This is a genomic window from Sedimentitalea xiamensis (assembly GCF_030164465.1).
Lineage (GTDB): Bacteria > Pseudomonadota > Alphaproteobacteria > Rhodobacterales > Rhodobacteraceae > Sedimentitalea > Sedimentitalea xiamensis.
In genome coordinates, this window is sequence record NZ_JASNJE010000029.1 from 1 (window position 1) to 12,311 (window position 12,311).

At 64.2% G+C, this 12,311-nt stretch carries 12 protein-coding genes, 1 tRNA gene and 1 riboswitch; of the genes, 3 read left to right on the forward strand and 10 right to left on the reverse strand.

Annotated features, from left to right (window positions below):
- On the forward strand, positions 1-210 hold a 210-nt coding region (locus QO034_RS18170), incomplete at its 5' end, for a hypothetical protein (RefSeq protein WP_284486955.1).
- A gap of 14 nt (positions 211-224) precedes the next feature.
- Here the strand turns inward: QO034_RS18170 and QO034_RS18175 are convergent.
- Positions 225-300: transfer RNA gene (locus tag QO034_RS18175), tRNA-Lys, on the reverse strand.
- A gap of 220 nt (positions 301-520) precedes the next feature.
- Here QO034_RS18175 and dapF point away from each other — a divergent pair.
- Together dapF and mtaB are read left to right on the forward strand one after the other, a co-directional pair.
- Complete coding sequence (gene dapF, locus QO034_RS18180) at positions 521-1,354, forward strand: diaminopimelate epimerase (RefSeq protein WP_284486956.1); 834 nt, start codon at positions 521-523, stop codon at positions 1,352-1,354.
- Positions 1,351-2,601 carry a tRNA (N(6)-L-threonylcarbamoyladenosine(37)-C(2))-methylthiotransferase MtaB gene (gene mtaB, locus QO034_RS18185; protein ID WP_284486957.1) on the forward strand — a complete coding sequence of 417 codons (1,251 nt, stop codon included), beginning with the start codon at positions 1,351-1,353 and terminating at the stop codon, positions 2,599-2,601. The genes dapF and mtaB overlap by 4 nt, the downstream gene beginning before the upstream one ends.
- Before the next feature lie 11 nt (positions 2,602-2,612).
- Here mtaB and QO034_RS18190 read toward each other — a convergent pair whose 3' ends face one another.
- From QO034_RS18190 to thiB, 9 genes are all read right to left on the reverse strand, one after another.
- Complete coding sequence (locus QO034_RS18190) at positions 2,613-4,295, reverse strand: adenylate/guanylate cyclase domain-containing protein (RefSeq protein WP_284486958.1); 1,683 nt, start codon at positions 4,293-4,295, stop codon at positions 2,613-2,615.
- 235 nt (positions 4,296-4,530) lie between these two features.
- The gene (locus tag QO034_RS18195; protein WP_284486959.1) at positions 4,531-5,325 is read right to left on the reverse strand and encodes a cytochrome c1; all 795 of its coding nucleotides are present in this window, start codon (positions 5,323-5,325) and stop codon (positions 4,531-4,533) included.
- Between the two features lie 17 nt (positions 5,326-5,342).
- Positions 5,343-6,689 carry a cytochrome b gene (gene petB, locus QO034_RS18200; protein ID WP_284486960.1) on the reverse strand — a complete coding sequence of 449 codons (1,347 nt, stop codon included), beginning with the start codon at positions 6,687-6,689 and terminating at the stop codon, positions 5,343-5,345.
- 11 nt (positions 6,690-6,700) lie between these two features.
- Complete coding sequence (gene petA / locus QO034_RS18205) at positions 6,701-7,261, reverse strand: ubiquinol-cytochrome c reductase iron-sulfur subunit (protein ID WP_284486961.1); 561 nt, start codon at positions 7,259-7,261, stop codon at positions 6,701-6,703.
- A gap of 221 nt (positions 7,262-7,482) precedes the next feature.
- On the reverse strand, positions 7,483-8,094 hold the full coding sequence (locus QO034_RS18210; RefSeq protein ID WP_284486962.1) for a glutathione S-transferase: 612 nt from the start codon (positions 8,092-8,094) through the stop codon (positions 7,483-7,485).
- Positions 8,095-8,136: 42 nt separating this feature from the next.
- Positions 8,137-8,763 (reverse strand): FMN-binding negative transcriptional regulator, encoded by a 627-nt coding sequence (locus QO034_RS18215; RefSeq protein ID WP_284486963.1) that lies wholly within the window; start codon positions 8,761-8,763, stop codon positions 8,137-8,139.
- A gap of 65 nt (positions 8,764-8,828) precedes the next feature.
- Positions 8,829-9,521, reverse strand: a complete 693-nt coding sequence (locus QO034_RS18220; RefSeq protein WP_284486964.1) for a thiamine ABC transporter ATP-binding protein — start codon at positions 9,519-9,521, stop codon at positions 8,829-8,831.
- The gene (locus QO034_RS18225; RefSeq protein WP_284486965.1) at positions 9,508-11,064 is read right to left on the reverse strand and encodes a thiamine/thiamine pyrophosphate ABC transporter permease ThiP; all 1,557 of its coding nucleotides are present in this window, start codon (positions 11,062-11,064) and stop codon (positions 9,508-9,510) included. The genes QO034_RS18220 and QO034_RS18225 overlap by 14 nt, the downstream gene beginning before the upstream one ends.
- Positions 11,040-12,017, reverse strand: a complete 978-nt coding sequence (gene thiB / locus QO034_RS18230) for a thiamine ABC transporter substrate binding subunit (protein WP_284486966.1) — start codon at positions 12,015-12,017, stop codon at positions 11,040-11,042. The genes QO034_RS18225 and thiB overlap by 25 nt, the downstream gene beginning before the upstream one ends.
- A 33-nt stretch (positions 12,018-12,050) precedes the next feature.
- Positions 12,051-12,152, reverse strand: a riboswitch (TPP riboswitch).
- Positions 12,153-12,311: the final 159 nt, after the last annotated feature.

The window sequence follows — 12,311 nt, forward strand, 5'->3', positions numbered from 1 at the left end:
AACATCCCCAAATTGCTCCCTCAATCCTTTGAGGAAGCTTCTGAAACGAAATATCAGGGGGGTCACTTTTGGACGCCGATTACCCCAATACAGGGGTCAAATTTGCATGCCGGTTCACAGGAGAACGAGACTTCGGCCTCTAAAGCAGCGCGCCACCACGGCGCCACCACCACATTTGGAAATATGACGCACACACGCCAAACTGTCTAAGCCCTTGTTTTCAGTGGTGAGCCGTGCAGGATTCGAACCTGCGACCCACTGATTAAAAGTCAGTTGCTCTACCAACTGAGCTAACGGCCCACACTTTCCAGGAACGATCACCCGATCCTGTGCCGCTCTCTAAGCCAATTGTTCCAGTGGGATCAACCGCCTAAATCGCGCAAAATCGCCCGGAACAAGATTTTCCTGCTCTGGAGCATAGGCGCCTAGGTAGAAAACCCCGGCTGCCGGGTCAAGCCCTCAAAACAGGATTCGCTGCGGCATACTGGATTCATTGAGATCGCGGGGATATATGCCGGGCATGAACGATGGTTTGGACAGCGGCATAGCCTTCATGAAGATGCACGGGCTTGGCAACGACTTTGTCGTTCTGGATTCGCGTGTGCGCCCCGTCGAGATGACCGAAGAGTTGGCGCGCGCCATTGCGCATCGCCATTTTGGCGTCGGTTTCGATCAGCTCGCCGTGATCTCGAACGGGCGCGGCGATGCGCATCTAACGTTCTTCAATGCCGACGGCACGACATCCGCAGCCTGCGGCAACGCGACCCGCTGCATCGCCCGTTTCCTGATGGAGGAAACGGGAAAATCGTCCCTGCATCTGACGACCGACAGGGGCGACCTGGCCGCGGTGGACGCCGGCGGCGGCCTGACCTCGGTGAACATGGGACCGCCACAGCTTGACTGGGCCGACATTCCCCTGGCCGAACCGATGGATACGCTGGAACTTCCGATCGAAGGCGCTCCGACGGCGACCGGAATGGGCAATCCGCATTGCACCTTCTTCGTCCCCGACGCCGATGCGATCCCTCTGACCGAATTCGGCGCGCGCTATGAACATCATCCGCTCTATCCCGAGCGCACCAATGTGCAGGTGGCGCAGATCGTCGGCCCCGATCACATCCGGATGCGGGTCTGGGAACGCGGGGTCGGGATCACGCTGGCCTCCGGAACCTCTTCCTGCGCCACGGCCGTCGCTGCCGCCCGGCGCGGATTGACCGGGCGCAAGGTGCGCATCGATCTGGACGGCGGCACGCTGGAAATCGACTGGCGCGACGACGGCGTCTGGATCACCGGTCGGACGATGCACGTGTTTTCCGGCAGGCTGACGCCGGACTTCCTGGACGGTCTGGCATGAGCGCGCCGAAATTCGCCACGCTGGGCTGCCGGCTCAACGCCTATGAAACCGAGGCGATGAAGGACCTGACCGCCCGGGCCGGGCTGGAGAATGCCGTCATCGTGAACACCTGCGCCGTCACAGCCGAGGCGGTGCGCAAGGCGCGCCAGGAAATCCGCAAGCTGCGGCGCGAGAATCCTGCGGCGCGGATCATCGTCACCGGCTGCGCCGCCCAGACCGAACCGGACAGCTTTGCCGCCATGGAGGAGGTCGATGTCGTTATCGGAAACTCCGAGAAGATGCGGGCCACAACCTGGGCAGGTCTTGCGGGGGATTTCGGCACCGAACCGGTGCAGGTCGATGACATCATGTCCGTTACCGAAACCGCCGGCCACCTGATCGACGGGTTCGGCACCCGCAGCCGGGCCTATGTGCAGGTCCAGAACGGCTGCGACCACCGCTGCACCTTCTGCATCATTCCCTATGGCCGGGGCAATTCGCGTTCGGTTCCCGCCGGCGTGGTGGTCGACCAGATCAAAAGGCTCGTGGACCGGGGTTACAACGAAGTGGTGCTGACCGGGGTGGACCTGACAAGCTGGGGCGCCGATCTGCCGTCGCAACCGCGCCTGGGCGACCTGGTGATGCGGATCCTGCGGCTGGTCCCCGACCTGCCCCGCCTGCGCATCAGCAGCATCGACAGCATCGAGGTGGACGACAACCTGATGGCCGCGATCGCGACCGAGTCGCGCCTGATGCCGCATCTGCACCTGTCGCTGCAACACGGGGACGACCTGATCCTGAAGCGCATGAAGCGCCGACACCTGCGCGACGACGCCATCCGGTTCGCCGAGACCGCCCGCGCCCTGCGGCCGGACATGACGTTCGGAGCGGACATCATTGCCGGGTTCCCGACCGAAACGGACGCGCATTTCGAGAATTCGTTGAAACTGGTGCGGGAATGCGACCTGACATGGCTGCACGTCTTCCCCTATTCGCGGCGCGACGGAACCCCGGCGGCGCGCATCCCCAACCAGGTGAACGGCAAGACCATCAAGTCCCGCGCCGCCCGGCTGCGCGCTGCAGGCGATGCGCAGGTGGCCCGCCATCTGGCCGACCAGATCGGACGGACGCATAGCGTCCTGATGGAAAGCCCCCGCATGGGCCGCACCGAGCAGTTCACCGAAGTTCGGTTCGACGCTCCCCGGCCCGAGGGCGAGATCGTCACGGCGCGGATCACCGGCCAGACCGCGACGGCCCTGACGGCCTGACCGGCCGCGCATCAACCGGGCGCCATGCCCGCTTTCGCCAAGCCTTCGAAATACCGGCGCGTGCCCGGTGTATCCAGATAGCCCGACCGGGTCCGGATCTGGGCGATGGTTTCATCCGGCGACAGTTTCGAGACCGCTTCCAGCGCCGCTGCCGCTTCCTCCGTCCGGCCCAGGTAGCCACAGGCGGCGGCCTTGTGCCGCCATGCGGCGCTGTAGTCCGGATTCTGCCGCAGCGCCTCGTCGAGATACGGCAACGCCTGTTCGAACTGGCCCATCTGCAGAAACGCGAACCCGATCCCGCCCCGCGCCGCGTTGGCCAGGGCTTCGCCGCCGAAGCCGACATTGATGCGCGGCAGGTATTCGAGCGCCGTCTCCGGATCGCCCATGTAGAGAAACAGCCAGCCGCTCCAGAACAGCGTATGCGGATCGAACGGAAGATTCCGGATCAGCGCCCGGATATCGGCCCGCACGGCCTTGCGGTCTCCGGTGCGGATCAACCGTCCAAGCGCGAGCATGACCCTTGCCGGGGATTGCTCCGGTTCCAGACGGTCGACCTGTGCGGCCCAATGATCCATCTTGTCCAGATGCGCCTGGACGAAGTGGGACTGACCCATGGAAACCGCGCTCATCAGGATGACGAGCGCATAGGCATAGGCATATCCAAAACCGGGCTTCAGGCGGATCGCTTCGGCGAAACAGTCCAGGGTTTTGCGATGGGCTTCCCCGGATTGTCCGGCGAAGGCGAAACCATAGACCATCCACTGTTCGGCGGTGCGCAGCGAATCCGGCAGGGTTTCGATCTTGCGGATCTCGGCGCCGATGACGCCCTGCATGATCCGGTTCGACAGGTCCGCCCCCGTCCTGTCCTGCCAGTCGAAGGCGTCCGCCAGATTTCCGCCGATCTTGAAAACCTCCAGCAGCCGCCCGTCCGGCCCCCATAAACGCGCTTCCAACCGCAAGACATCGGATCGCGCGCGCAGCACCGGCGCCACGATGTATCGGTCGGGGTCATTGTCCTGGGAAATGGTCGCGTCCAGCCAGCGCGTCGAGTCCAGGTAGAACAGCAGGTCGCCGGTCAAGGCCGATGCCAGTTCCGTGAGTTCGGCCCGTGTATCCGCAGTTCTGACAGGCTGGATGATCAGCCGGGGAAAGCCCGGAATTGCCAGGGCCGCGTAAGCGCCTGCCACGTCGCCGCCGCGCGACCACAGCCTGACAGGTTTGGCGATGTTCTTGAGAACCCGCTCGCCCGCGTCGTCGAAGGACGGGCGCAGGGTTCCGTCTAGCAATCCGAAAACCGCGTCCGAGACCACCACCGCTCCGGGTTCGGCGATCTCCTGCAGGCGGTCGGCAATGTTCACGCCTTCGCCGAACACGTCCCCTTCCGTTTCGGCGACGTCGCCAAGATGCACACCGATCCGGATCTTCAGCCCGTCGTCGTTCTTCAGCCGGTCTTGAAGCTGCATCGCACATTGAACCGCATCGGAAACCGTGCGGAAGGTCACGATCCAGCCGTCGCCCATGTTCTTGACAACACGCCCTCTCCGGGCGGCAATGACGGGGTCCATGATTTCGCCGCGCAATCGCCGCAGCGTTCGCAGCGTCCCTTCCGCGTCTTCGTTCATCAAGCGGGTATACCCGGCGACATCCGCGGCCAGAACGGCGGTCAGACTCAGATTCACGGACAAATCGGGCATCAGAAAAACCGGTCTTCGAATACCGGTTCAGCCTAGCGATTGTCACGCCCGTTCGACAAGCCCGCCAGAAGGGCAAACGCCACCTCCAACCTCTTTGGACAAGGATAGTTTCTGACCCCGGCAACCCTGTCGGGAAAATCGCCCGACGCCACATCTTAATCGTGTGGACCGGACCGCTGAACTGAAAACCCCCGCGCCATGGGCACGGGGGCAAGATCACTTGTTGCGGAACGGATCAGTCGGTCTTCTTGCCCTTGATCGGCGCCCAGATCCGCTTGTTCGTCAGGTAGAGCAGCACCGACAGGAAGGTCAGGAACAGAACCCCGACAAAACCGGCCTGCTTGCGCGCCATCAATTTCGGCTCGGCAGCCCACATGAGAAACGCCGACACGTCCTGCGCCATGTGGTGCACCGTGTTGGAATGACCGTCCGCGAACTCGACCTGCTCGTCGGACAGCGGCGGCCCCATCGACAGCCAGCCGCCGGGGAAGGCGGTGTTCTCATAGAGAATAACGCCCGCCTCTTCCTTTTCCTCGCCGGTGTAGCCCGTCAGGATCGACGCGATGTATTCGGCTCCGCCCATCCCCCTGAACATCTGGTTCAGACCCAGGCCATAGGGTCCGTGGAACCCGGCGCGTGCCTTGGCCATCAGGCTCAGGTCCGGCGCGCCGAGCGAGTCGTTGGCCGGAAAGTGATCGACCGGCGTGGCGGGACGAAAATCGTCCAGTTCCGGGTCGAAAACCTCGAAATTATCCGCGGCATAGACACGGATCTGATCCTCCGGCATTTGCGGCCCGCCTTCGTCCGACAGGGTGCGGATCGGCACCTGTTTCAGGCCATGACAGGCGGCGCAGACTTCGGTGTATATCTGCAAGCCACGCTGCAACTGGTTCCGGTCAAAGGTGCCGAAGGGACCTTCGAACGAGAACGCAAAGTCCTCGATGTGCTGGTCGCCACCCCCCGCTGCCATGGCCCCGATCGGGGCCATGGCCAAGGCGAAGGCGGCACTGATTGCGAGTTTCTTCATCATCCGTCCCGATCCTTCTCTTACTCGGCGGGTGCCGTGGCGGCGTCAGAACCGGCCCCGGACTTCTTGCCATAATGCGCCTCGAAATCTTCCTCGATGGTCGCGGGCTGCGCAGTAGGCTTCTCGATGACGCCCAGAATGGGCAGAATCACCAGGAAATACCCGAACCAGTAGGCCGATCCGATCAGGGCGAAGCTGGCATAGGGTTCTTCGGCGGGCATCGCGCCCAGCCACATCAGCGCGAAGAAATCGATCACCAGCAGCCAGAACCACCATTTGAACATCGGGCGATACCGACCGGACCGCACACTGGACGTATCCAGCCACGGCACGATCGCCATCACCGCGATCGAACCGAACATGGCCAGCACGCCGAAGAACTTGGCATCGACGATGCCGCCGGTCACGAAGCTGGCGAACTGGACAACCCAGACCTCGGAGGTGAAGGCGCGCAGGATCGCGTAGAACGGCAGGAAGTACCATTCCGGAACGATATGCGCCGGCGTCACCAGCGGGTTGGCTTCGATATAGTTGTCCGGGTGCCCCAGGTAGTTCGGCATGAAGCCGACGACGGCCCAGAACACGGCCATGATGACCGCCAGTGCGAACAGGTCCTTGATCACGAAATAGGGCCAGAACGGAACCGTGTCCTTTTCCGCCTCAGCCTTGGACCCACGGCGCACTTCGACGCCCGTCGGGTTGTTGTTGCCGGTGGTATGGAAGGCCCAGATATGCACCGCAACCAGCCCGACGATGATGAAGGGCAGCAGGTAGTGCAGGCTGAAAAAGCGGTTCAGCGTGGGGTTGTCCACCGCCGGTCCGCCCAGCAGCCAGGTCTGGATCGGTTCGCCGATGAACGGGATCGCGCCAAAGAGACCGGTGATCACCGTCGCGCCCCAGAACGACATCTGCCCCCAGGGCAGAACGTAGCCCATGAAGCCGGTGCCCATCATCGCCAGGAAGATCAGCATCCCGATGATCCAGGTGATCTCGCGCGGGGCCTTGTAGGAACCGTAATAGAGACCGCGGAAGATATGCGCGTAAACCGCGATAAAGAACAGCGACGCGCCGTTCGCATGCAGGTAGCGCAGCATGTGACCGCCGTTGACGTTTCGCATGATGTGTTCGACCGACGCAAAGGCCATGTCCACATGCGGAGTATAGTGCATCACAAGAACGATGCCGGTGACGATCTGCAACACCAGGCAGAAGGTCAGGACGATCCCCCAGATCCACATCCAGTTCAGGTTCTTGGGCGTGGGGATCATGATGGTGTCATACATCAGACCGACGACGGGCAGGCGCTTGTGCAGCCACTTCTCGCCACCGGTCTTGGGTTCGTAATGATCGTGCGGAATACCGGACATATGCTGCTTCCTTATCCCAGTTGGATCGTTGTTTCGTCGATGAACTGCGCCACCGGGACCGGCAGGTTCTCGGGCGCCGGCCCTTTGCGGATCCGGCCTGCGGTATCATAGTGAGACCCGTGGCAGGGGCAGAACCAGCCATGGAAATCTCCGGCGCCGTCGCCAAGCGGCACACAGCCCAGATGCGTGCAGACGCCCATCATGACCAGCCATTCGCCGGCTTCGTCCATCGTGCGGTTCTCGTCCGATGCATCGAGGCCCGGCTTGTTCGCATTGCGATCCTGCGGATCGGGCAGGTCTGCCACGTCGACCGAGCGCGCCATCTCGATTTCTTCCTCGGTCCGGCGCCGGATGAACACCGGCTTGCCCAGGAATTTCACGCTGATCTGGGTGCCGACCTCAACGCCGCTGACATCGACGCGGATCGACGACAGCGCCTGAACATCCGCGGAGGGGTTCATCTGATTGATTAACGGCCAGACGGCGGCCCCTGTAAGTACGGCTCCGGCGCCAGCGGTGGCGTAATAGAGGAAATCTCTCCGGCTGCCTTCGTGATCTTCTGCGTGCGACACGAGGTTTCTCCAATCTCTTCGCCCCGGCGGGGCAGTCATGCATCGAAGCCGTCACCTGTCACGACTTCTGTATGCGGGTCTTTATCGTCGCGCACTTAATTCGTCCACAGGTCATAGTCGCGCAGGTTGTCACATCTGCGCCCATCTGTCGCAAATGCGCCGCTTAAAACCAAGCTGCCGCACAACCAGATAAAAGGAAAATGCGATCTGTGACTTTCAGGTCATCCGGCGGGCGGCAGGGTGGCCATCATGCTGGGGCGCGATTCGAATTCCGAGAACCATGCGGCAAGCGTGTCGTTGCCCTGCCGCCAGTTGCGCAGCCCATGCCGGAAATCGATATATGCCAAGGCGCAGGCGACCGATATCTGGCCCATGTCCAGAGGTCCGGTCAGGTGGCTGATCCAGCGGGCGTTCAGCACCGAAATCGCGCGGGCGATCTTGGCCCATTGCGCTTCGATCCATTCCGGCGACTGCTGTTCCGGGGGGCGCAACCGGGTCTCATAGGTCATCGACACCCCGCAATCCATGATTCCGTCCCCGGTCGCTTCCAGCGTCAAGACTTCCCAGCGCCGCGATCCCTGCGGATAAAGCGATCCCTGGAACAGTTCGTTCAGATAGGCGCAGATCACCCGGCTGTCGTAAAGCGTCGTGCCGTCGTCGCGCACCAGCGCCGGAATCTTGCCGAGCGGATTGCTCGCTACCAGCGTTTCGGACGGTTGAAAAGCGGTGGTGGCCACGGGTTCCAGCGCAACCTCGTCGGTTCTGCCCAATTCGTGCAGCAGAACATTGACCTTGCGCACGAAGGGAGAGGCCGGAGAAAAAAACAGTTTCATGGCAATATCCTGAATTGAAATGACCCTATCTTATCAGGACATTCACCCCTGTCCATCGGCCCCGCGCATCAATGCCGCCAACAGGCGCGTTTCCGCGCCGATCCCGTAGGCGTCCATGTAGTCCGCAGCCCGCAGCCTGACCGCGGCCGGTTTGTTCTGGTTCAGCTTCCAGGTTCCATCCACCGCCGTCACCGTCAGCCGGCAGGGCACGATCGTCCGCATCAACCGGTCAAGGACATCGGCGTCCATCTTTTTCGCGGTCCAGGGCGTTTTCGGCAGCAGGCGATCTTCGAAATACGCCGACTGCCGGTCCAGCAGCCCACGCAATTCGGTCTGTGGCCGCAGTTCCAGCACGCCGGTCAGATGCACCGCCACGTAATTCCAGGTCGGGACCTGGTCCGGCACCTCGTACCAGTCCGGCGAGACATAGCCGTCGGGTCCGGATACGGCGATCCGCGCCGCAAGCGGCGTTTTCAGCGCCCGGACAATCGGGTTGGACCGCACGAGGTGCAGGTTCGCCTGGCCGCCTTCTTCGTTCAGCAGGAACGGAACATGCGACAGCATCGGCGCGCCATCGCCCTGAACCGCGAGCACCCCAAAGGCCCGTTCCCGCGCAAAGGCCAGATTTTCCTGCGCCTGCGCCGTGTGAAAAACCGGGTTGGGGTGCATGGCGTCTCTCCTGTGGCTCCGGGAGCATTTGCAGAACCCCGCCGGTAATTCAAGGGACCGCCAGGTCAGCCGAGATAGTCGCGCAACGCCGGCGGCGGATCGTCCAGAAGCGCCGCCGTGTCCCGCGGCGGACAAGCCACGCCCTCCGTCACCAGAACGACCTGATCGGCGATCCTGCGGGCATCGCCGGGATCATGGCTCACCATCAGCAAGGTCGCGCCGGTCTCGCGGACCAGATCCTCCACCAGCCCCAGCATCTCGACCTTCAGCGCCGGGCCCAGCGCCGCAAAGGGTTCATCCAGCAGCAGCAGCGGCCGCCCCTGCACAAGCACCCGCGCCAGCGCTGCGCGGCTCTGCTGCCCGCCCGACAGGGCGGCGGGCTTGCGGGTCTCCATCCCGGCAAGCCCCACACGGGCGATCGCGGACGCGACCCGGTCCCGTTCCGCTTGGTTCAACCGAAGGTCGGGATGCAGCCCCAGGCCGACATTCTGGGCCACGGTGAGATGCGGAAACAGGTTGCCGTCCTGAAACAGCATCGCGACCGGCCGCTTTCCCGGATCCGCATGGCCGATGTCCTGCCCGTGCCACACGATCCGCCCCGCCCGGACCGGCAGAAAACCGGCGATGCCGCCGATCAGGGTCGACTTGCCTGCGCCCGACGGTCCGATCACGGCGACCTTCGCGCCCGTCGGCACGTCGAAATCCGCCTTCAGGTCGAAACCGCCGTTGTCGATCACCACCGCCTCAAGCTTCAGCATGCCAGCGCCCTCCCCGATCCAGCAGCCAGAACGCCGCGACGGACAGCACCAGCAGCAGCAGGGCCGCCCCCGCCGCAGCCTGCATCTGGTAAGCTCCCATGAGACGATAGACCTGCAACGGCAATGTCGCGCGCTCCGGGTCCGCGAACAGCGCGATCACCCCGAGGTCGCCCATCGACAGCGCCGCCGCGAGCCCCGCTGCAAACCCGATCTGCGCCCGCATCCGCGGCAAGACCACCAAGCGCAGGAACGGCGCCCCCGCCATGTCCAGCGACAATGCCAGCGGGCCATGGCGGTCCACCACCTGCCGCGCCCGCGGCACGAGTATGCGCAGCGCAAAGGGCAGCGACATCACCGCATTGACCAGCGCCGTTACCGGAAGCGCCAGCGCGAAAGGGTCCGCAACCGCATGAACCGCCACGAACAACCCGGTCCCGATCACCAGCGGCGACACGGCCAGCCCCAACAGACCGGCCAGTTCGACGCTGCGGCTCCAGCCCGTCGCCACGGCCAGCGCCATCGGAACCGCCAGCAGGACAAGAACCACGGTGCTGACCGACGCAACCAGCACGGAATTCGCCGCCGCCGCGAAGACGGACGCGGGCAAGAGAGCCAGTCCCGGCAATCCCGCCAGGACGATCGCCGACAGCGGCAACACCAGGAACAGCGCCGCCAGCGCAATGACGCCGACATCCACCGTCCGCGCCAGGCCCGCCCTAGCATCCCACCTTTGCACAACCCGGTCCAGCCCGGCGCCGAACTCGTCGCCACGCGCCGTCCGAAGCGCGATTAGCGCCGCCGCCCCGGTCAGGAAGATCTGAACGCAGGACAGCAGGGCGGCGCGTTCGAGATCGAAATCGAAACGGAACGCCTGGTAGATCGCCAGTTCGATCGTCGTCGCCCCCGGTCCGCCGCCCAGTGTCAGGGCGACCGCGAAACTGGTCAGGCAGATCGCGAAAACGACGGCCAGCACGCCGGGCACGATCCGCTCCAGCATCGGCCGCTCCAGCAGACGCCACATGTCTGCCGACGTCGCCCCCAGATGCGCCGCGAGGCGGAACTGTTCGGCCGGGATCTCCTGCCACCCCTGAAGGATCAGCCGCGTGGCCAGCGGCAGGTTGAAGAAGACATGCGCCAGCACCACGCCATGCAGACCGTAGATTTGCAAGGGCTCCAAGCCGAACCACCCCAGGGCGATGCTGATCCAGCCGCTGCGCCCGAAGACGTCCAGCAGGCCGAGCACGGCAACGATCACCGGCAGGATGAACGGCGCGCCCAGCAATGCGATCAGCAGCCGCCGGCCGGCGAACCGCCGCCGGGCCAGCGCCCGCGCCAGCGGCACCGCCAGCCCGACGCTGAAAACCGCGGACAACACGGCCTGCCAGAGCGTGAACCGCACCGCCGCCCAATCCGACGGCCCCAGTCCACGGCCAACCTCGGCGCGCAGGGCGACCGCCAGCAGCGATCCCAGGATCAGCACCGCGACCAATGCCGCAGCGCCGACTCCGGTCCGATGGCCTACCGGCTGAGCGCGCCCAGCCATTCAGCCAGCGCTTCATCGCGCACCATCGCGGCCTCCTCGGAGGGCACGAGCAACGCCTTGTCCGGCGCGATCAGCGTCTCGAACCCCGCCGGAAGCCCGCTCTCCGGCACCACCGCCGGATACATCCAGTTGGTGGTCGGGATGACCGACTGGAACGCGTCCGACACCATGAACTCCAGGAACCGGTCCGCCAGGTCCGGCTGGTCCGATGCGGCCAGTTTTCCGGCCAGCTCGATCTGAAGGTAATGGCCTTCGGCGAACGGCGCCGCCGCCTTGCTGGCGTCCTCTTCGGCGATCAGGTGGTAGGCCGGTGAGGTGGTGTAGGACAGCACCATGTCGGCTTCGCCCTCCAGGAACAGCCCGTAGGCTTCGCTCCAGCCCTTGGTCACGGTGACGATATTGTCCGCCAGCCCGGCCCAGATCTCGCCGGCTTCCGCGCCATAGGCCGCCTTGACCCACATCAGCAATCCCAGTCCGGGGGTCGAGGAACGCGGATCCTGAATGATGATCTTGCGGTCGCTCTCGCCCAATGCCCGGAAATCGCCGGGCACGTCCTCGCCGACCTCGTGCACGAAGGCGAAGTAACCCCAGTCGTAGGGCACGAACAGATCGTCCGACCAGACCAGCGGCAGATCGTACCCGGCCTCCACCCCGTGCGGCGCGAACAGGCCGCTGTCGCGCGCCGCCTGCGTCAGGTTGGTATCCAGCCCCAGCACGACATCGGCCGCGCTGCGCGCGCCTTCCAGCTTCACGCGGGCCAGCAGCGCCGCGCCGTCGCCGACGCCGACGAACTTCAGATCGCAGCCGCAGATCTCTTCGAATGCCGTCTCGACCGCCGGGCCGGGGCCCCAGTCCGAGACGAAACTGTCATAAGTGTAGACGGTCAGTTCCGGCACGTCGGCAATCGCCCCCGTGGCGCAGAACACTCCCGCAGCAATCGCAAGATACTTCATGGCATCCTCCTGTTGCGGCGACAGGGCAAAGGCGGATTGCGTCCTGACCTTCCCTCCGCCGGTATGAGCCGGTTCAGGTTCAACGGGTCCGCATTCCGCGTCTCAGCCCCACACAGGACTCCCCGAGGTGCCCGACACCCTAGTTCCGGCCCCGGCGCTTGGCAAGCGCCCGCCCTTCATCTTTGCCGAAATACTCCGGGGGAGTCCGCCAAAGGCGGACGGGGGCAGCGCCCCCGCCCCGACAAACGCTTGCGACACTCCCGCCGCGCCGCTAAGCACGACCCAAACGGAGAT